This is a genomic window from Amycolatopsis sp. A133, from assembly GCF_031082405.1.
Lineage (GTDB): Bacteria > Actinomycetota > Actinomycetes > Mycobacteriales > Pseudonocardiaceae > Amycolatopsis.
Map to the genome: position 1 here is coordinate 1 of NZ_JAVHJU010000069.1, position 19,992 is coordinate 19,992.

Consider the following 19,992-nt stretch of genomic DNA (forward strand, 5'->3'; position numbering starts at 1 on the left):
CCCCGTCTCCCCGCCGTCGTGAGTGGTAAGGCGGGTTCTAACCCGCCTTACCACTCACGACAAGCTGCGGCAGACCCGCCGTCCGGCCCTTGACGGCGGGCCCGTGACCACCGACCATTCTCCCGTCAGTTGTTGTTAGCGCTAACAACGCCAGGATCAGCGTCGAACCGAGGACCCCATGAGCCTGCGCCGCCTCCCGGCCATCGTCGCCGTCGCCGCCGCCCTGCTGAGCGCCCCCGCCGCGCAGGCCGCGACCTACCCGGACCCCGGCTACGTGACCGGGGACATCGAAGCGGTGCACGACCCGGCGATGATCCGCGCGGCCGACGGCAGCTACCTGCTGTACTCCACCGACCAGTACCTGCAGATCCGCCGGTCGACCGACCGGATCCACTTCACGAAGATCGGCTCGGTGTGGCCGAACGGCGCGCCGTGGACCGCGCCCTTCACCGACCCCGCCAAGCCGGAGTACCTGTGGGCGCCGGACATCTCCTTCCACAACGGCAAGTACTACCTGTACTACGCCGCTTCGTCGCTGGGCTCGCGCAACTCGGCGATCTTCCTCGCCACCAGCACGACCGGCCTGCCCGGCAGCTGGACGAACCACGGCATCGTCGTGCAGACCAGCACGAGCAACGACTACAACGCGATCGACCCGAACCTGTTCGTCGACTCCGCCGGCCGCTGGTGGCTCAGCTTCGGCTCGTGGTGGACCGGCATCAAGATGATCCGGCTCGACCCGGCGACCGGCAAGCGCAGCACCGCCGACACCGCGCTGCGCAGCATCGCCCAGCGCACGGGCGGCACCTCGGCCGAGGAAGCGCCCTTCATCATCCAGCACGGCAGCTACTACTACCTGTTCGTCTCGTGGGACCTCTGCTGCCAGGGCACGAAGAGCACCTACCGCGTGATGGTCGGCCGCTCGACGTCGATCACCGGCCCCTACGCCGATCGCAACGGCGTCCGGATGACCGCCGGCGGTGGCACGCAGATCCTGGCGAGCCACGGCGCGGTCCACGGCCCCGGCCACGTCGCCGTGCTGCACGACTCCGACGCCGACGTGCTCGTCTACCACTACTACTACTCGGACGCGACGCCGCTGACCGGCAAGCTCGGCATCAACCTCATCGGCTACGACAGCGCCGGCTGGCCGTACGTCTACTGATTGTGTATAACGACCTATACGGCCCGCGTTGAGAAGGCGGCTCCATGCACCGGTTCCTGTCGTTCCTCCTGGCTCTGCTGATCACGACCGGGCTGGGTGCCGCACCGGCGTCCGCCGCCTCGCCGGCGTCCGCCGCCTCGCCGGCGTCCGCCGCCTCGCCGGCGCCGGGGCGGCACCAGGTCACCTTCGACAAGTACTCGCTCATGCTGGACGGCCACCGCCAGATCGTCTGGTCGGGCGAGTTCCACCCGTTCCGGCTGCCGAGCCCGGACCTGTGGCGGGACGTGCTGCAGAAGATGAAGGCGACCGGCTACACGGCGGTCTCGATCTACTTCGACTGGAACTACCACTCGCCGGCCCCCGGGGTGTACGACTTCACCGGCGTCCGCGACATGGACCGCGTCCTCGACCTCGCCGCCGAAGCGGGCCTGTACGTCATCGCCCGGCCCGGCCCGTACATCAACGCCGAAGTGACCGGCGGCGGCTTCCCCGCGTGGCTGTCCACCCAGGCCGGGCGGGCCCGCAGCGACGCGCCCGACTACCTGGCCGCGGCCGACGAGTGGCTGACCGCGATCGACCGGATCATCGCCCGCCACCAGTACACCGACGGGCGCGGCCCGGTGATCCTGTACCAGATCGAGAACGAGCTGGCCGCCACCGGCGTGGCCCAGCAGAACTACGTCGCGCACCTCTACGACAAGGTGCGCGCCGACGGCATCACGGTCCCGATCTTCCACAACGACAAGGGCCGCAACGGGATCTGGGTGCCGCCGGGCTCCGGCGTCCCGGGCACGGTCCCGGGCAAAGTCGACCTCTACGCCTTCGACGGCTACCCGGGCGGCACCTGCCGGACCGACGCGACGCCGGGCGCCCCGAACGCCGCCCCGGATTGGGGGACCTACGGGCCGGGCGGGGCGAAGGGCGGCGCGAGCGCGTCGCCGAACACGCCCGGGTTCGTCGCCGAGTTCGGCGGCGGCTGGTTCGACTACTGGGGCAGCAACGGCACCTACCCGTGCACCGCGGTCCGGCAGGGACCGGGCTACGAGCGCGTGTTCTACGGCACCAACCTGGCCAACGGCCTGACGATCCAGAACTTCTACATGACCTTCGGCGGCACGTCCTGGGGCGGGCTGCCGGCGCCGGTGGTCTACAGCTCCTACGACTACGGCGCGGCCATCGACGAAGGACGTCAGCTGCGGCCGAAGGCCCTGACGATGAAGGAAATCGGTTCCTTCCTCGCCACCGTCCCGGATCTGGCGAAGCTGGACCGCGGGGCGCCCGTGACGCCGTCGTCGGCGGCGGTGAAGGTCTACCACAACGTCAACCCGGACACCGGCGTGCACTTCTACCTGCCGGTGCACAACCCGTCGAACGTCACGACGGACGACACCTTCACCTTCCCGGTGTCCACATCGGACGGTGACTACTCCGTGCCGCTGCGGCTGAACGGACAGGACGCCAAGTACCTGGTGGCGAACTTCGACGTCGCGGGCCAGCACCTGGTGTACTCGACGTCGGAGCTGATGGCCCAGGCCGCCGGCACCGTCCTGCTGCACGGGCGGCCGGGGGAGGACGGCGAGACGGTGCTGCGGTACGCGACCCGGCCGCGCGTGGACGTCCTGGCCGGGGACGTCACGACGACCTGGTCAGGCCACGACCTGCGCCTGAACTACCGCCACGACGGGCTCGCGCGGGTCCGCCTCAGCGGCGGCGGCCGCCCGGCCGTCACGCTGCTGCTCGCCGACGACGCCACCGCGGACACGTTCTGGCCGGTCTCCGGCCTGCTCGTGCGCGGGCCGGACCTGGTCCGGACCGCCCAGGCCGGGTTCCGGCTGACCGGCGACACGAAGGCGCCGAGGGACCTCGAGGTGTGGGGCGCCCGCGGTCCGCTGCTGTGGTGGAACGGCACCCCGGTGCCGGTGCGGCCGACGGCGTCGGGCAGCCTGCTCGCGTTCCGCCCGCTGCCGGGCCCCGCCGACCCGCGGCTGCCCGAGCTCACCGGCTGGCGTTCGGCGCCGGGTTCCCCGGAGGCGGAACCGGGCTACGACGACTCGGCGTGGCCGGCCGCGGATCGCACGACGACGCACAGCACGACCCCGCCCCCGGCCGGTCAGCCGGTGCTGACGGCGGACGACTACGGCTTCGGCGTCGGCGACGTCTGGTACCGCGGGCGGTTCACCGGGACGCCGGGGGAGCAGGTCGGCCTGCGCTACGGCGGCGGGGGAGCCGGGCTGCTCCAGGCGTGGCTGGACGGGCAGTACCTCGGCCAGCACGTCCTGCCGTCCGCGCTGGCCGCCCCGCCGACGACCGGCACGGCGGTGTTCCCGGTGCCCGAAGGCCTGCGCGGCGACGGCCCGCACGTGCTTTCGGTGATGGTCCGGAACAACGGCCACAACCAGGACGGCGGCGTCAACGACGCGCACAAGGAGGGCCGCGGGCTGATCTCCTCGTCGCTGACCGGGGTGTCGTGGAAGCTCCAGGGCGGTACGGCGGACCCGGTGCGCGGCCCGCTGAACAGCGGCGGCCTCGCCGGCGAACGGGCGGGCCGGCACCTGCCGGGCTTCCCGGACCGCGCGTGGCCGCCGGCGCAGGTCCCCGCACCGACGGCTTCACCGGGCACGACGTGGTACCGGACGACGTTCTCGATGCGTGTCCCCCGGGGCCAGGACACGTCGGTGGGCTTGACCATCGGCGACCCGGCGAAGCCCCGATCGGGCGGCCGCTACCGGGTGCTGGTGTTCCTCAACGGCTGGAACGTCGGCCAGTACATCGGGGACGTGGGCCCGCAGCACACGTTCGTGTTGCCGAACGGGATCCTCGACCCCGGCGGCCGCAACACGCTGGCGCTGGCGGTGACCAGTGACGGCGGCCCGGGCAACGGCCTCGAGAAGGTGGCGCTGACGGACCTGGGTTCGGCCCGGGGCGGAGTCCCGGTCCGGCCGGTGTTCTCACCGGGCTGGCGGCCGTGACAGCGCATCGGTCCGTGTCGTCACCGGGCCGGCGGCCGTGAAAGCGCGTCGGTCCGCGAGACGATGTGGCCCGCCTTGACGACCAGGTCGCGCGGGGGCCGCGTCACGACCGCGTGGGCCGGGGTCTCCGCGTCGACCACCACGAGGTCCGCGGGCGCGCCCTCGGTGAGGCCGTAGCCGGCGAGACCGAGGGCGCGGGCGCCGCCGTACGTCACCGCTTCCAGGGCCAGCTCGATGTCCTCGTCGCGGCGGAACGTGCTGCGGTAGGCCAGGTGCATCGCCCGCTCCAGCAGATCTCCGCTGCCGTACGGGCTCCACAGGTCGCGGATGTCGTCGTGGCCGCACGCCACGTTCACCCCGGCTTCGCGCAGCTTCTTCACCGGCGGGACCGGGAAGTCGAAGACCGCCGCCGTCGTGATCGTGATGCCCGCCTCCGCCAGGCCCGCCGCCAGCCGGTCCTGCGTCGCGGCGTCGGCCTGGCCGAGCGCGTACGCGTGGCTGACCGTCACCCGCCCGGCGAGGCCGGCCGCCCGGGTGCGCTCGGTGATCAGCTCCAGCTCGAACACCCCGAGCGAACCGGGGTCGTGCAGGTGCAGGTCGATCCGCACGCCGTGGCGTTCGGCGAGGCCGAACACGACGTCGAGGTGGCGGACCGGGTCGCGGTCCATCCCGGCCGGGTCGATGCCGCCGACCGCGCTCACCCCGAGCTTGATCGCCTCCTCCAGCAGCGCCGCCGTGCCCGGATTGGTGAGGATGCCGCTCTGCGGGAAGGCGACCTGCTCGACGGTGATCCGCCCGGCCAGCCGCGCGGCGACGTCGCGGACCACTTCGACCCCGGTGAGCCCGGTGCCCGCCGCGCCCACCGGGGCTCCCGCCGTCCGGACCCCCGGAATGCCCGAGTAGACGTCGGTGTGGGTCCGGACGTGGGTGGTGCCCGCGGCGGCCATGGCCTCCAGCAGCGCGCTCACCCGGGCCGGGTCGGGCAGCCCGAGTTCGGCGCGGCGGACGCGTTCGTCGGCGATCCGGTCGGCCAGCGCCGGCCCGGCCGAGTGCGGCCGCCACGGCCCGCCGTAGAGCGTCTTGTCCAGGTGGCAGTGGGCTTCGACCAGGCCGGGCAGGACGAGCCGGCCGCCGAGGTCGACCACCTCCGCGTCGCCGGCGTCGAGGCCGGGCCCGAGCCCCGCCACCACACCGTCCGAGACGAGGATGTCGGCCCGGCCGCCGGTTCCCCACGGGCGGCCGTCACGCAGCAGAAGTCCGGGCATCATCGCTCCTCACGGTCGGTTCCGAGCTTTACAGCCGCCCGCGGTGGGCGAAAGGGGCGTTTGGTCCTGGCGGCGCCGGGGTAGGAGGTGATCACCCGCAGCCGCCCCGTGGAAGGAGCACCTCGATGAGCGCCCTGGACCTGTCCGCCCTGCTGCTGACCGCGACGACCGCGGAGCCCCGGCCGGGCACGCTGCGGGTCACGGTCGCGGGCGAGATCGACATGGTCACGCGGCCCCGGCTCGACGAGGAACTCGACCGGGCCGTCGCCGCCGGGCCGCAGCGGCTGGTCGTCGACCTGCTGGGCGTCGGCTTCTGCGCCGTGACGGGCGTGGCCTCGCTGGGCAGGCTGCGCGTCCGCTGCGCCGACGCGGGGATCGACCTGGCGCTGAAGCCGTCCGGCGTCGTGCGGCGCGCGCTGGATCTCGCCGCGGTCGCCCCGCTGTTCCAGCTGGAAGGCCGGTCGGAGCAGCTCATCGCCCGGTGAACGTCCGGGCCTCTTCGGCGGCCGCGGCCAGCTCGCGCTCGGCGGCCACGAGGTCGCCGAGGCGGCGCAGGGCCTCGGCGTGCCGGCGGCGGGAGAAGACCGCCGCCGGCCAGTGACCGAGGGCGAGGTTGTGCCGCACGGCGGCCCGCAGGTGCGTCGCCGCCCGGTCCGGGTCGCCCGCCGTCAGCGCCGTCGTGCCCAGCGGGTGGTGGACCGAGCCGAAGCAGGCGATGCCGAGGCTCGCCATCGCGGGCAGGTGCCCGAACGGCACCAGCAGCTCGTGGATCCGCTCCGCCGTGGCGCGGTCGTCGAGCAGGTAGGCGGTTTCCGCGGCGCCGCACAGGGACGTCAGCCAGGTGCTCGACCGCGGGAGCGCCCCCAGGTCGTCGCCGCACAGCCGCGCCAGTGCGCCCGCCGCGGTGCGCCGGTCCCCGGCCGACGCCGCGGCGACGGCGAGCGCCGCGTAGTAGGAGTTGTCGATCGGGCTGAGCGTCGGCGAGTGCATCAGCCCGTCCAGCACCGGCACGAGCTCGCCGAGCCGGCCCTCGAACCACCGGATCGCCACCAGCTGCGCGCCGTACCAGCCGAGTGCGTCGAAGTCGCCCGCGGCCTGCCCGAGCTCGGCGCAGGCCTGCGCCCCGGCTTCGGCCTCGCGGAACCGGCCGGCGCGGATGGCCAGCATGACCCGCAGCGCGTCGGCCACAAAACCCGCCGCCAGGTGCTTCCGCGTGGCCAGCAGGTCTTCCAGCTCCCCGAGCCGCCGTTCGGCGTGCGGGTCCGCGGCCAGGAAGAGGTCGACGGTGTCCCACAGCACGCCCATCAGGAGGTCGGTGCGCCGTCCCGAGCGGCCGCTCACCCCGGCGAGTTCCGTCGCGAGCGTGCGCCGCAGCCGCGCGTGGTCCGGGCCGAGCAAGCAGTGGTGGGCCAGGTTCAGCGCTTCGGCGTGGGCGACCGGGTCGCCCGCCGCCCGCGTCCGCCCGGCCGCCGCGAAGACCCGGTCGTGCCTGCCCTCGGCGTAGTCGAGTTCGGCGGCGAGCCGGGCCTGGAGCCGGTGAGCGAGCGACGAGCCGGGCTCCACCTGCGCCAGCGCGTGGCGCAGCCGCGTGAGCAGCGACGCCGACGCGGCGGACGTCCGGTGTTCGTGCACCCACAGCCCGCCGAGGCCGAGGGCCGCGCGGGCGAGTGAGACGGCGTCCCCGGCCCGCTCGGCCCGGACGTAGGCGGTTTCGAAGTGTTTCCGGCCGGTCCGCAGGTCGCCGTCCTCGAGCAGCGCGTGCTCGCCCGCGGCGAGCGGGTCGTCCGGGGCCACCACCACCGCCGCGACCCGGGCCGCGAGCAGCGCCGGGTCGTGGGCGAGCACCCGGCGGTGCACCTGCGCCAGCACCGGTGACGGCTCCACGCCGGACACGGTGATCAGGCCGTGCCGGGCCCGGCGGAACGCTTCCAGCGCGTCACCCTGCCGCCCGGCCCGGTAGAGCGCCGTCATCAGCTGGGCCCACAGCCGTTCGTGGCCGGGGAACGCGGCGGTCAGCGCCTCCAGTTCGGCGATCAGGCCGGTGTCCTCGCCGGTCGCGAGGTCGGCGTCGATCCGGTCCTGGACGGCGTTGTGGCGCAGCCGGTCGAGCCGCATCCCTTCGGCCGCCAGGGTTTCCACCGCGCCGAACTCCTCGTAGGCGGCGTGGCCGCGCCACAGGGCCAGCGCGGTGGCCAGGTGCTCCCGCGCGGACTCGGGTGCCCCGGCGGCCAGCGCCCGCCGTCCCTCGGCGGCGAGGTGTTCGAACCGCGCGGCGTCGACGGCCTGCGGCGCCAGGCGCAGGACGTACCCCGGCGGCCGGGTGAGGATCAACCCGGCGCCCACCGTGCCGCGCAGCCGCGAGAGGTACGTCCGGACGGTGCGGTCGGCGTGCGCGGGCGCCCGGCCGCCCCACAGCGCCCGGCCCAGCGCGGGCACGCTGACCACGCGTCCGGCCTCGGCCGCCAGCACCGCGAGCAGGGTGCGCAGGCGCGGCCCGCCGACGTCCCGCGGCTCGCCGTCGAGCCGCACTTCGAACGGTCCCAGCACGCCGAGGTCGACCCCGTCCATCCCCGCCCCTCCGCGACGCGGGTGTCCCGCGCGCTCCGGCGTACAGGTGCCGGCCGCGGCGCGCGGGATACGTCCCACAGCCAGGTGGAGCTCCGTCGACGAACTGTCGACGGATTGTCGACGGGCGCTGCGAGGCTCGGCAACGCGGGCCGGAAAGGTCCGCGGGCATCGGTTCCTCGGGAGGAAGTCCATGAAACGCACGATTCGGGGTCTCGCACCGGTTCTCGCCGCCGCGGCGACGGGCACGGCGCTGCTGGCGGGCGCCCCGGCGGCCCAGGCGGCGCCGGCGCACAGCGCGGCGGTGCTCGAGGTGAAGAGCGCGACCTGGGGCCAGCTGCACGTCGGCGACTGCCAGCAGGACAACGGCACCATCGTGCTCCGCTCGGACGGCACGGGCGACTGGAGCGCGACCACGCTGACCTACCAGACGCACTCCGGCGACGTCTGGCACTCGAGCTTCGACTTCAAGACCACGGCCGGCACGAAGCTGTTTTCGGCGGGCACGTTCGACAGCCCGCGGATGAACGACGGCAACCCGCCGCCGCGCTACTTCTGGAGCAAGCACTTCACCTACGACGCCGCGCTGTTCGGCGCGGTCGACGTCTTCAAGACCATCCAGCACTCGAACTGCTGACCGGGGTGAGCACCGCCCCGGGTCCCGATGCGCCGGGGCCCGGGGCGGTGCGCGTCCCCGCTCGTTGGCGCAAGGCCTAGCCGATCGGCACCGTCGCCGTGCAGGAGTCGGTGCCGTTGTCGAACTTCGCCGACGCGGTGCCCACGGACGTGACCGGCACGGTGGTGGTCGTCGGCATCGTGAAGGTGGTGCTTCCGGTGGTCGCCGACGACTGGGAGTACACCGTGTGCGTCGTCGATCCGCTGCGGTAGGAAATCCGCAGGGCGACCGTGCCCGCGACGTCGCCGATGTACGGCCCCGACGTGGTGTACCCGCCGATCATGCGGTGGCTGCCGCCGACGGTCTCGTACCGGAGGGTGAACGTGCCGCCGAAGTCACCCGCGTGGCAGACGGCCGTCCGCTGGACGATCGTGGCCGCCTGGGCCGGGGCCGCCAGTACCGTCGCGCCGGCCAGCATCGCCAGCAAGCCGGCTCGTACCGCAGTCTTCATCATTTCCTCCCGCTCGCTTCGCCCGTCATCCTGCCGGGTGCCGCTTCCGTTCCGCTTCCCTTCACCCGGTGGTGCGGACGAGGTGGACCGGGCAGGCGGCGTGGTGCAGGAGGGCCTGGCCGGTGGAGCCGAGCAGGAGCCCGGGGAAGCCGCCGCGGCCGCGGTCGCCGACGACGACGAGCTGGGCGGTGCCGCTGCGCTCGACCAGTTCCTTCCGCGGGTGGGCGTGGACCACGACCTGCTCGACCACGACGTCGCCGGTGTCGTGGGCCAGTACCCGCTCGCCGAGCAGCCGTCGCCCCGCCTCGGTGACGCACCGCGGGTCCCGCTGCGGCGGCGGGCTGTCCGCCCACGCGTGCAGGACGACCAGCGGTGCGCGGCGGGCGCGGGCCTCGGCGAGGGCGGTCGCCAGCACCCGGGCGCCGGCTTCGCTGCCGTCGACGCCGGTGACGACCGGCCGCGTCGCCGCGCCGGGTTCGTCCCAGCTGTCCCCGCGGACGACGACGGTGTCACAGCGGGCGTGGGTGCCGACGGCCGCGGCGACCGACCCGGCGAGGAGGCTGGTGAGCCTGCCGTGGCCGGCCGACCCGACGACGAGCAGCGCGGCCGAGCGCGACGCCCCGATCAGCGCCTGGGCCGCGCGATCGGGATCGAGCCGGGTGACCGCGTCCGCGACGCCTTGCGCCGCGGCGAGCTCCTGCGCGGTCCTCAGCGCGCGCCGCCCGCGGGCCCGCAGGGCGTCCACCATCTCTTCCGGCGGCGGCACGACCCCGCCGGCGAGCAGGGCGGGGACGTCGAGGGCGTGCACGATCTCCAGCGGCGCCTCCCGCAGGCGGGCGGTCCGCGCGGCCCAGCGGACGGCGTCGAGCGACTCGGCCGACCCGTCCACCCCGGTGACGATCGGCGCTCCGGCGGTGGCGGTCATTTCCAAGACTGTAGGCCCGCGCGCCCCCACCGGGGACCCCTTACCTGAACGGCCGGCTCGCGCACCCGGGCGGTCGGCTCGCCCGGCGCCGAGCCTGGCCGGGCACGCGGATCGTCCGGTCGCGGGCCGGATCCGGGTCGGGCAGGATCTGCGGCGTTCCCACCCGAGCCCGGAGGAGCCCGATGGCGGTGCTGGTCGTGGCGGCGGCGGTGCTCGGCCTGCTCGTCGGGTCGTTCCTCGACGTCGTGGTCCACCGGGTGCCGCGCGGGGAGCCGGTGGTCCGCCCGCCGTCGTGCTGCCCGGACTGCGGGCCGGACATCCGGGCCCGGCACAACGTCCCCGTCTTCGGCCGGCCGGTCCTGCGCGGCCGGTGCGCGGGCTGCGGTGCCCGGTACCCGCTGGTCGAGCTCGGCACGGCGGTGCTCTTCGCACTGCTGGCGCTGCGGCTCGACCCGCCCGACCTGCCCGCCTTCCTGTACTTCGGCGCGATCGGGATCGCGCTCGCCCTGATCGACCTCGACTGCCGCCGCCTCCCGAACGCGATCGTGCTGCCGTCCTACCCGGTGCTGGTGGTCCTGCTGACGGCGGCGGCCTGGTGGCGCGGCGACTGGTGGTCGCTGGCCCGCGCCGGCCTCGGCAGCGCCGCGCTGTTCGGGTGCTACCTCGTTCTCGCGCTGGCCCACCCGGCGGGCATGGGCTTCGGCGACGTCCGGCTCGCGGGCATCCTCGGCGGGGTGCTCGGGTACCTGTCCTGGGCGGCGCTGCTGATCGGGGCGTTCGGCGGGTTCCTCCTCGGCGCGGTCGCCGGTGTCGTGGTGCTGGCGGCCGGGAAGGGCAGCCGCAAGACGGCGCTGCCGTTCGGGCCGTTCATGATCGCCGCGGCCCTCGTGGCGATCTTCGCGGCCGAGCCGCTCGGCCGGGCCTACCTGCGGCTGACCGGACTGGCCTGAGCGGTCACCGGTCGTATTTGAACGCGTTCAACTCTTCGGGTACCGTGCGAGGGAGGCGGACTGTGGAGGGGGTTTCATGAAGGTCGTGATTCCGGGCGGCACCGGGCACCTGGGGCGGGTGCTGAGCCGCGCGCTGGCCGGGCAGGGGCACGAGGTCGTCGTGCTGACGCGGCGCGAGGCCGGGCCGGAGCCGGGGGTGCGCCACGTCCGCTGGGACGGGCGCGGCGCGGGACCGTGGACGGCGGAGATCGACGGCAGCGACGTCGTGCTGAACCTGGCCGGCCGGTCGGTGAACTGCCGCTACACCCGGGCGAACCTGCGGGAGATGATGAACTCGCGCGTCGACTCGGCCCGCGTCGTCGGCGGCGCGATCACCCGCGCCGCCCGGCCGCCGAGGGTATGGCTGCAGATGAGCACGGCGACGATCTACGCGCACAGCCACGACCACCCGAACGACGAAGCCACCGGCATCCTCGGCGGCGATGAGCCGGACGTGCCCGCGTACTGGGCGTACAGCGTCGACATCGCCAAGGCCTGGGAGCGCGAGCAGCAGGTGGCGGCCACCCCGCACACGCGCAAGGTCGCGCTGCGCACGGCAATGGTGATGAGCCCGGAACCCGGCGGAGCGTTCGCCATGCTCCTGCGCATGACCCGAACGGGCCTGGGCGGCCCGGTCGCGGGCGGCGGGCAGTACCTGTCGTGGATCCACGAGGACGACCTCATCCGGGCGATCGGCTTCCTCGTCGAGCGCGAGGACCTGAGCGGGCCGGTGAACCTGGCGGCCCCGGAACCGTTGCCGTACCGCGACTTCCTCCGCGCCCTGCGGGCGGCGGCGGGGGTACGGGCCGGCCTGCCGGCGACGAAGTGGATGGCGGAGATCGGGGCATTCGTGCTCCGCAGCGACACGGAGCTGCTGCTGAAGAGCCGCCGCGTGGTCCCGGGAAGGCTGCGCGAGGCGGGCTTCGAGTTCGAGTACCCGGAGTGGCCCGCCGCGGCGGAGGACCTGGTGCGCCGGTCACGGAGTCCATTGAGGACGGTCGGCTGAGCCGGGCGCGTGTCCGGGCGGGCGGCCGGCGTGCCGGGAGGGGCGGCTGGCGTGCCTGGGCGGTCGGCTCGTATGCCTGGAGGGTCGGTTCGCGTACGGGGAGGGGTCGGCGGCGTGCCTAGGCGATCGACTCGCGTACCGGAGAGTCGGCCCGTGTGCCTGGGCGATCAGCTCGGATGCCCGGGCGGTCGGCTGGCGTACCCGCAGGGTCGGCTCGTGCGCCTGAGCGTCGGCTCGCGTGTCTAGGCGGTCGGCTCGCGTATCCGGAGGGTCGACTCGCGCAAGCCGGCCCGCGCGGCGAGCCAGGCCTCCAGGCAAGCCGACTCCCGGCGAGCCGCGTGTCCCGGCGAGACCGGGCCATCTCAACCCAGCTCGGCGTTGTCCCGCAGCCGCCGCAGGACCAGGGCCAGGTGCAGCCGGAACCGGCCCCGCGGGGAGTCCACCTCGAAACCCAGTACCGCTTCCGCGCGGGCCAGCCGGGCCGGCATCGTGCTGTGGTGCCGGTGCAGGACCGCCGCCGCCTTGCGGGCCGATCCCGTTGCGCACAGCGCGTCCAGGGCCGCCAGCGTGTCCGCGCCGTGGGGCTCTTCCGCCAGCCGGTCGAGGGCGCGGACGTCGGCCAGCTCGGCCAGTTCCGCCGGGCCGAGCTTGCTGGCGAATGCCGCCAGGCCGCCCAGCCGTTCCCACCACACCACCGGCTCGGCGGCCGAGGTGAACCGCAGTGCCGTCCGGGCCGCCGCCCAGGAGCGGGCCACCTCGATGGCCGGGCCGTCCGGGCCGATGCCCGCCCGGGCGCCGTCCGGGAGCGCGGCGACCTCGCCCGGCAGCAGGACCGCGCGCACCCCGCCCAGCCTCGCCGAGCGTCCGGCGAGCGCGTCGACGCCGGTGCCCGCGAGCACGCGCAGCCGGGTCGACGGGCGGAACCCGAGCAGGTGCAGGGCCCGCGATCGCTCGGCCGTGCCGGTGTCTTCGGACAGCACCAGCTCCACCAGCGCCGGGTCCCCGAGCTCGGGCCGCGGCACGCCGGAGTGCTCCATGAGGATCGCGGTGGCGATCGCGAACCGCTCGAGCAGCATGTCGTCGAGCGGGAGCGGCGCACCCGCACGGGCGACCCACACGACCACGCCGCCTTCCAGTGACCGCGTGGCCGCACCCGCGGGCACCGCCGCCGGGGTGACGACGTCGGCCCCCGGCGAAGCGCCCAGTGACACGCCCTGGGCCGGAGCGTGCACGCCGACCGGGCAGCCCGCCAGGTCCGCCGTGCTGCGCACCAGCACGTCCGAGCCGGCGCGCCCGGTGATCAGGCGGTCGAAGAACCCGATCACCCGCACGGCGTTCTCGGCGTCGGCGTCGAGCCCGGACAGCCTCAGCAGCAGGCCTTTCATGCCGTCACGATAGGCGGGCCCGCCGCCGGATGGCGAGGAACGGCCCGGCAACGCCCGCCGCGTGGCGGTGGCCGGGGTCACGCCGGTGCGCCGATGATCGGACCATGACCTACGCGATCGACCCCGAGCTGCTGCCCTGGCTGGAAATGCTGCCGGCCGTGACCCTCACCGACCACGAGTCCCTGCTGGCCGCGCGTGCTTCGATGGCGCAGCTGGGCGAGCTGCTCCCGGCCTACGAACCGGTGCACCCCGTCGACGTCCGCGACACCGCCGCGCCCGGGCCGTCCGACGCCCCGGACGTGCCGGTCCGCGTCTACGCGCCGGCGAACCGCACCGAGGCGGTGCCCGGCCTGCTGTACATCCACGGCGGCGGGTTCGTCCTGGGCAACCTGGACATGTTCCACACCGCGCTGCTGCACCTGGTCGACGAGCTCGGCATCGTGATCGTGTCGGTGGACTACCGGCTCGCCCCCGAGCACCCGTTCCCCGCCCCGGTCGAGGACTGCTACGCCGCACTGGTCTGGGTCGCGGCCAAGGCGGACGAGCTGGGCATCGACCCGGCCCGCCTCGGCGTGGCGGGGGAGAGCGCCGGCGGCGGCCTCTCGGCGGCGGTGGCGCTGCTGGCCCGTGACCGCGGTGGCCCGCAGTTGTGCTTCCAGTACCTCGGCATCCCGGAGCTGGACGACCGCCTGGACACCCCGTCGATGCGGGACTACACCGACACGCCGATCTGGAACCGGCCGAACGCGGTGCACAGCTGGACGAGCTACCTCGGCGCGGAGCCCGGCGGCGCGGACGTTTCGCCCTACGCCGCGCCGGCCCGCGCGGCCGACCTGTCCGGGCTGCCGCCGGCGTTCGTGACGACCTGCCAGTTCGATCCCCTGCGCGACGAGGGGATCGCCTACGCGCAGCGGCTGGCGCACGCCGGGGTGGCCGTCGAGCTGCGCCACTACCCGGGGACGTTCCACGGGTCCGCGATGGTCGAGACGGCCGAGATCTCCCGCCGCATGTTCGCCGACGAGGTCGCCGCGCTGCGGCGGGGCTTGCGCATCACCGCCGGCTGACCGGAACCCGACGGCGTGCCGGCCGCGGCGCCGTTCGTAGACGCGGTCGGCCGCGGCCTGCCCGGAGGGGAACACGAACTGGTAGCTGTCCAGATCGGCGGCCTCGGCCAGCTCGAACGACCCGATGGGGGTGACCTGCACCTGGTAGCCGTGGCTCATCAGCAGCCGCCGGACCTGAGCGTCTTCGAAGAAGTCCCGCTTGGACGCGATCATCGCGCGCACCACGGTGACGGGCTGCAGCGGCCCGGCGACGTGCCCGGCGAAGAGCAGTGCGACGAACCCGAGCACAAAAAGCCCGGCCGGCGGCACGAACCAGGACAGGAACCGCCGTCTCGTGTCGACGACGTCGAACCTCGGCTCCTCCACCGCCGCCCCCTCCGGACGCGTCCTCCGCCATTCAACGAGAGGCCGCCCACCCCGGCCACGGCATCCGCCGAAACAGGACCGAACGGACCATCGGCTTTTCCGGGAAAGGAAGCGGTTCGGAAGCCGGATCCCGCACAATACGGGGGAACGCGAAGGAGCTCATCGATGAAACGTGCTGTAGCTGCCGCTTTGCTCACCGCGGCCGCGCTCGCCGTGCTCGCCCCCGTGGCGTCCGCGACGAACGACCCGTCGCCGGTCGGCGGGGTGGGAAGCGGTCCCTACATCGGCGATGTGCCGAAACCCGGCCCTGGGGGCCGGTGACCACAGTGGTCACCGCCGGATGCCCGCGTCAGGGCACCAGCACCACGCGGCCCGGGCGGCTCCACGCCCGGGCCGCGTCGTGCAGCGGGACGCGCTCGAACCCGGCCGTCAGCGCACCGGCCATCGTCTGCGCCACCACCGTCAGCAGCGCTTCGCGGCGCTCGTCGGCGGTGAGCTCGTTGTTCGTGTAGCCCAGGATCCGCAGCGACCGGCTGCGCAGCACGGCCGACGGGACCGGGCACACCTCGCCGGCCGCGCTGCCGAGGTTGACCAGCCGTCCGCCCGGACGCAGCGTGCGCAGCGCCGCCGCGGCCGGGATCCCGCACACCGGGTCCAGCACCAGGTCGACCGGCCCGGCCACCGCGCCGAGCCGCTGCGCCAGCCGTTCGACGTCTTCGCCGTCCTCGAGCCGGACCGCGTCGTCCGCGCCGAGGCGCCGGGCCCGCTCCAGGGCGGCCTCCGACCGCGCGCACGCGACGACCCGCCCGGCCCCGGCCACCCGCGCCAGCTGGACGGCCGACTGCCCGACCACCCCGCCGGCGCCCAGCACCAGCACGGTCTCACCCGCGGCGAGTGCGCCCGTGCCCGTCAGGCACCGCCACGCCGCGACCGCCGACAGCCCGAGCGCCGCGACGAGCGCGGGATCGGCCCCGTCGGGCAAGGGGACCACATCGGCGGACGCGGCCACGGCGTACTCGGCCATGCTGCCGTCCCCGGGCCGCATCCCCGCCGCCGTGGCGAACCAGACCGGCGCCCCCGCCAGCTCGCCCACCCCCTGCACCCCCGGCACATAAGGGGTGGCGGGCACGCCGAAGTAGGACGTGCCGGACGCGCAGAGCAGGTCGAGCGGGGTGATCGGCGCCGCCGTCACGCGGACGACGACCTCACCGGGCCCGGGCGCCGGTTCGGCACGGTCGGCCACCACCGGGGGCTGCCCGGCCGTCCGGATCTCAGCCGCGCGCACCGGCGGTCACACCGGCTGCAGGACGAAGTCGTACCGGGCTTCGAGCCACGGATCCGCCGACTGCCCGCCGTCCGGCGTCGGCCCGGGATCGCGCGGCTCGAACGTGACGACCAGCTCCTGCTTGGTGCCGAACACGACGTCGCTGTCCAGGTACTGCGCGCCCTCCTCGAACAGGTGCGTGATCAGCGGCTCGTACCCGGCGGCGTTGATCAGGAAGTGCACGTGGGCGGGCCGGAAGTGGCTGATGTCGGTGCCGCCGACGAGCCGGCCGACCGGGCCGTCCATCGGGATCGAGTACCCCTTCGGCGCGATCGTGCGCAGGCAGTAGGACCCGTCGGCGCGGGTGGTGTACTTCGCGCGCAGCCGGGCCTCGTCGATGTCCGGGATCTGCGACTCGTACGCGCCTTCCTCGTCGGCCTGCCACACGTCGAGGACCGCGCCGGTGACGGGCGAGCCGTCCAGGTCGCGGACCGAACCGGTGATGTAGAGCGGCGTGCCGGGCAGGCCGTCGGACATGTCGCCGCCGAACTCCTTCTCCGGCGAGCCCTCGATGTGGAAGGGGCCGAGCACGGTGGCCGGGGTCGCCTCCGCGTCGAAGGCGTGGTTCATCTGCACCACCAGCATGCTCAGGCCCAGCACGTCGGAGGCGAGGATGAACTCCTCCCGCTTCTCGGTGCTGATCTGCCCGGTCTCGGTGAGCCACCGCATCGCGGCCATCCACTCGGCCTCGCTCAGCCGCACTTCGCGGGCGAAGGCGTGCAGGTGGCGCACGAGCGCGGCCATGACCTCGGCGGTCCGCGGGTCGTGCGCGCTCGCCCAGCGCTGCGCGGCGAGCTCGGTGATGTTGTCCTCGGTGACCAGCTGCATCGGCGTTCCTCTCACGCGTGCGGATCCGGCGGGACCGACCGGTTGTTCAGGTCGACCGACAGGAAGATGTTGTTGGCGACGGGGTGGCGCAGCTCCTCGGCGAGCTGGCCGATCAGCCCCGCGGTCCGGGCGAGCAGCGCGAACCCGCGCAGCAGCTCCAGCGGCAGCCCGAGGTCGGCGAGCGCGGCGCCGCAGACGCCGGCCCCGTTGAGCGGCAGGGTCTTGCCGAGCACCCGCGGGTGCACCCGGCCGATCGCGGCGAACAGCTCCAGGTGCGGGCCGCGCAGGCCTTCGGCGTCGGCGATCTCGAACAACCGCCGCGTGCGCGGGTCGCCGTCCTTGTGCACGTGGTGCCCGAGCCCGGGGACGAACTTCCGTTCCGCGCGGCGGGCCTCCACCGTCTTCAGCGCGAGCGCGTCCCAGCCGTCCTCGTCCGACGGCGGCTCGCCCGCTCCGGCGAGGACGTCGTGCAGGAACCGGCCGCAGTCCTCGGTGACGCCGAGGAACCGCGACCCGCCGCCCAGCAGGCCGGCGGCCAGCGCGCCCTGGACCGAGTCCGGCGCGGACAGGTAGGTCAGCCGCGTGACGATCGCGGTCGGGGTGAAGCCGTGGTCGGCCAGCGCGGCCAGCACGGCCTCGAAGACCCTCGTCTCCCCGGGCGACGGACGTCGCTGCGTCGCCAGCCAGAAGGCGAGCTCGCCGAACCCGACCGTGCCCATCACGTCTTCGGCGAGGTCCTGGCCCAGCAGGGTGATCTTGTCCTTCGTGGACGCACCGAGCGCGGTTTCGTAGACCGGATCAGCCATCGACGGCCTCCGTCAGCCACGCCCGCAGCTCGGCGCCGTGTTCGTCGAGCTCCGGCGGCGGCAGCCGGTAACCGGCCGGGGTCGCGGAAAACCGGATGGGGTGGCGGGTCGTCGGGACCGCCCGGTCGCCGTCGCCGACCTCGACGACCGGGTCGAGCCCGAAGCGTTCGGCCATCGCGAACCCGCCGTCGATCGTGTTGATCGGTCCACAGGGGACACCGACCTTCGTCAGCGCGTCGAACCAGTCCACCGCGCCGCGCTTCGCCAGCCGCTCGACGAGGATCGGCCGGAGCTCTTCGCGGTTCTTCGTGCGATCGGCGTTGCGGGCGAACCGCGGGTCGTCGGGGACCTCGGGCAGGTCCAGGACCTCGCACAGCCGGCGGAACTGCCCGTCGTTGGCCGCGGCGACGATCAGGTCGGCGTCGGCCGTCGGCAGCGGCTCGTAGGGGAAGACACTGGGGTGGGCGTTGCCCATCCGGTACGGCACGACGCCACCGGCGGCATAGGCCGAGCTGTGGTTGACCAGCCCCGTCAACGCCGAGGACAGCAGGTTGACCTCGACGTGCTGGCCCGCACCGGTCGCGTCGCGGTGGCGCAGCGCGGCCAGGATGCCGATCACCGCGTGGTTGCCCGCCATCACGTCGAACACCGAGATCCCGGCCCGGAACGGCGGGCCGTCCGGATCGCCGGTCAGGCTCATCAGGCCCGAAATCGCCTGCACCATGAGGTCGTAACCGGGCACGTGCGCGCCTTCGCCCGCCCCGAACCCGCTGATCGACGCGTAGACGCTGCCGGGGTTGGCCGCGCTGACCGCCTCGTAGTCCAGGCCGTACTTGGCCAGGCCGCCGGGCTTGAAGTTCTCGATCAGCACGTCGGCTCGGGCCGCCAGCTCGCGGGCGACGGCGGCGTCGGCCGCGTCGCGCAGGTCGAGGGCGATGGACCGCTTCCCGCGGTTGACGCCGAGGTAGTAGGTCGAGACGTCCCCGCGCACCGGCGGCATCCACGTGCGGGTCTCGTCGCCCTGCGGGCCTTCGACCTTGACGACGTCGGCGCCCAGGTCCGCGAGCAGCATCGTCGCGTACGGGCCGGCCAGCACCCGGGAGAAGTCCGCGACCAGCAGCCCGGACAGCGGGCCGGTGGGTGGTTCCACGCCAGCTCCTCGCCTTCTGTCCGTCAGACGGACTGTTGTCCGCCAGTCTGCGGCAAGCGTCGGCCCGCGGTCAACCCGCGGAGCCGGTCTGCCGCGGCGTCGTGAGTGGTAACGCGGGTTCTAACCCGCGTTACCACTCACGACCACGTGCGGGACGGCGTCCAGCCGGGCGAAGTCGGCGCTGATGTCCCCGGCGGTCTGCAGCAGCAGCGGCAGGTGGTGCTCCAGCAGCCGCTCGACCGACGTCTCCGCGGCGTGGCAGTTGACGTTGACCCCGGCGATCACCCGGCCGGACCCGTCGCGCAGCGGGGCGGCCACCGACCGGATGCCCAGCGCGAGCTGCTCGTCGGTGAGCGCCCAGCCGCGGGCCCGCACCTCCCGCAGTTCGGCGTCGCGCTCGGCCGGATCCGGCCGCCAGCGGGGGACCAGGCCCGAGCGGGTCGGCTCGGCCAGCACCGCCGCCAGCTCGTCCGGCGGCAGCGCGGCGAGCTGCACCTTGCCCAGCGACGTCGGCAGCGCCGGGAACCGGGTGCCGATCTGCACGCTCAGCCCCACGATCTTCGGCACCGCCACCCGGGCGACGTAGACGATGTCGGAGCCGTCGAGCTGGGCGATCGAGCACGACTCGTTCGTGCGCGCGACCAGCCGTTCCAGGTGCGGGCGGGCGACGTCCCACAGGCCCGTCGAGTGCACGTAGGCGACGCCGAGGTCGAGCACCCGCGGCGTCAGGGAGTAGTCGCGTCCGTCCGTGCGGACGTAACCGAGCTCTTCGAGGGTCAGCAGGATCCGGCGCGCCGTCGGGCGGGCCAGGCCGGCCGCGGTGGCCACCTCGGCGAGCGTCATCGCCCGCCGGCCCGGCCGGAACACCGTGATGACCTCGAGCCCGCGCGCCAGCGCCTCGATGAAGTCGGGACCGGTTCCCTCGCGTGGCATGCGCGACCTCCCTCTGCTGTGGTCCTCCACGGCAGCGTAGCCGCGGGGATTGACACCGGCCCGGCACTGGACGAAAGTGGCGGCACCCACCTGATGTCCGTCTGGCGGACGAGTGTACGCAAACG

Annotated in this window: 18 protein-coding genes; 8 read left to right on the top strand and 10 right to left on the bottom strand. The window is 74.2% G+C overall.

Features of this window, described 5'->3' with window-relative positions; all coding sequences use genetic code 11:
- The first annotated feature begins 178 nt into the window (after nt 1-178).
- A complete protein-coding gene (locus tag Q5425_RS41500; RefSeq protein WP_308677924.1) occupies nt 179-1,165 on the top strand; it encodes an arabinan endo-1,5-alpha-L-arabinosidase in 987 nt (328 codons plus the stop codon).
- A gap of 44 nt (nt 1,166-1,209) precedes the next feature.
- On the top strand, nt 1,210-4,134 hold the full coding sequence (locus tag Q5425_RS41505) for a beta-galactosidase (protein ID WP_308677925.1): 2,925 nt from the start codon (nt 1,210-1,212) through the stop codon (nt 4,132-4,134).
- A 20-nt stretch (nt 4,135-4,154) separates the two neighbouring features.
- Here Q5425_RS41505 and Q5425_RS41510 read toward each other — a convergent pair whose 3' ends face one another.
- On the bottom strand, nt 4,155-5,399 hold the full coding sequence (locus Q5425_RS41510) for an amidohydrolase (RefSeq protein ID WP_308677926.1): 1,245 nt from the start codon (nt 5,397-5,399) through the stop codon (nt 4,155-4,157).
- 125 nt (nt 5,400-5,524) lie between these two features.
- Between Q5425_RS41510 and Q5425_RS41515 the strand changes: the two genes are divergently transcribed.
- Nucleotides 5,525-5,884, top strand: coding sequence for an STAS domain-containing protein (locus Q5425_RS41515; protein ID WP_308677927.1), 360 nt, complete (start codon nt 5,525-5,527; stop codon nt 5,882-5,884).
- Here Q5425_RS41515 and Q5425_RS41520 read toward each other — a convergent pair.
- Entirely contained in the window at nt 5,871-7,967 is a 2,097-nt protein-coding gene (locus Q5425_RS41520) for an AfsR/SARP family transcriptional regulator (protein ID WP_308677928.1), read from the bottom strand. The two genes, Q5425_RS41515 and Q5425_RS41520, sit on opposite strands and share 14 nt — an antisense overlap.
- Nucleotides 7,968-8,157: 190 nt before the next feature.
- On the opposite strand from Q5425_RS41520, the gene Q5425_RS41525 reads away from it, so the two are divergent.
- Nucleotides 8,158-8,601 carry a DUF6294 family protein gene (locus tag Q5425_RS41525; RefSeq protein ID WP_308677929.1) on the top strand — a complete coding sequence of 148 codons (444 nt, stop codon included), beginning with the start codon at nt 8,158-8,160 and terminating at the stop codon, nt 8,599-8,601.
- Nucleotides 8,602-8,677: 76 nt separating this feature from the next.
- On the opposite strand, the gene Q5425_RS41530 is transcribed toward Q5425_RS41525, so the two are convergent.
- Both Q5425_RS41530 and Q5425_RS41535 read right to left on the bottom strand, forming a co-directional pair.
- On the bottom strand, nt 8,678-9,091 hold the full coding sequence (locus Q5425_RS41530; protein WP_308677930.1) for a hypothetical protein: 414 nt from the start codon (nt 9,089-9,091) through the stop codon (nt 8,678-8,680).
- Nucleotides 9,092-9,152: 61 nt separating this feature from the next.
- The gene (locus Q5425_RS41535; RefSeq protein ID WP_308677931.1) at nt 9,153-10,016 is read right to left on the bottom strand and encodes a universal stress protein; all 864 of its coding nucleotides are present in this window, start codon (nt 10,014-10,016) and stop codon (nt 9,153-9,155) included.
- Between the two features lie 182 nt (nt 10,017-10,198).
- Here Q5425_RS41535 and Q5425_RS41540 point away from each other — a divergent pair, with 182 nt between their 5' ends.
- Nucleotides 10,199-10,966 (top strand): prepilin peptidase, encoded by a 768-nt coding sequence (locus tag Q5425_RS41540; RefSeq protein WP_308677932.1) that lies wholly within the window; start codon nt 10,199-10,201, stop codon nt 10,964-10,966.
- Between the two features lie 76 nt (nt 10,967-11,042).
- Complete coding sequence (locus tag Q5425_RS41545; RefSeq protein WP_308677933.1) at nt 11,043-12,011, top strand: TIGR01777 family oxidoreductase; 969 nt, start codon at nt 11,043-11,045, stop codon at nt 12,009-12,011.
- Between the two features lie 362 nt (nt 12,012-12,373).
- Here the strand turns inward: Q5425_RS41545 and Q5425_RS41550 are convergent, their stop codons facing one another.
- Nucleotides 12,374-13,396, bottom strand: coding sequence for a helix-turn-helix domain-containing protein (locus Q5425_RS41550; protein WP_308677934.1), 1,023 nt, complete (start codon nt 13,394-13,396; stop codon nt 12,374-12,376).
- Nucleotides 13,397-13,500: 104 nt separating this feature from the next.
- On the opposite strand from Q5425_RS41550, the gene Q5425_RS41555 reads away from it, so the two are divergent.
- The gene (locus tag Q5425_RS41555; protein ID WP_308677935.1) at nt 13,501-14,460 is read left to right on the top strand and encodes an alpha/beta hydrolase; all 960 of its coding nucleotides are present in this window, start codon (nt 13,501-13,503) and stop codon (nt 14,458-14,460) included.
- Nucleotides 14,461-14,991: 531 nt separating this feature from the next.
- On the top strand, nt 14,992-15,147 hold the full coding sequence (locus tag Q5425_RS41560; RefSeq protein WP_308677936.1) for a hypothetical protein: 156 nt from the start codon (nt 14,992-14,994) through the stop codon (nt 15,145-15,147).
- A 28-nt stretch (nt 15,148-15,175) separates the two neighbouring features.
- Here Q5425_RS41560 and Q5425_RS41565 read toward each other — a convergent pair whose 3' ends face one another.
- From Q5425_RS41565 to Q5425_RS41585, 5 genes are all read right to left on the bottom strand, one after another.
- Nucleotides 15,176-16,111, bottom strand: a complete 936-nt coding sequence (locus tag Q5425_RS41565; RefSeq protein WP_308677937.1) for a zinc-binding dehydrogenase — start codon at nt 16,109-16,111, stop codon at nt 15,176-15,178.
- 6 nt (nt 16,112-16,117) lie between these two features.
- On the bottom strand, nt 16,118-16,978 hold the full coding sequence (locus tag Q5425_RS41570; protein WP_308677938.1) for a dioxygenase: 861 nt from the start codon (nt 16,976-16,978) through the stop codon (nt 16,118-16,120).
- Nucleotides 16,979-16,989: 11 nt separating this feature from the next.
- Nucleotides 16,990-17,784 (bottom strand): citryl-CoA lyase, encoded by a 795-nt coding sequence (locus tag Q5425_RS41575; protein WP_308677939.1) that lies wholly within the window; start codon nt 17,782-17,784, stop codon nt 16,990-16,992.
- Nucleotides 17,777-18,934 (bottom strand): CaiB/BaiF CoA-transferase family protein, encoded by a 1,158-nt coding sequence (locus Q5425_RS41580; protein WP_308677940.1) that lies wholly within the window; start codon nt 18,932-18,934, stop codon nt 17,777-17,779. The genes Q5425_RS41575 and Q5425_RS41580 overlap by 8 nt, the downstream gene beginning before the upstream one ends.
- A 120-nt stretch (nt 18,935-19,054) precedes the next feature.
- On the bottom strand, nt 19,055-19,867 hold the full coding sequence (locus tag Q5425_RS41585; RefSeq protein ID WP_308677941.1) for an IclR family transcriptional regulator C-terminal domain-containing protein: 813 nt from the start codon (nt 19,865-19,867) through the stop codon (nt 19,055-19,057).
- Between the last annotated feature and the right edge of the window lie 125 nt (nt 19,868-19,992).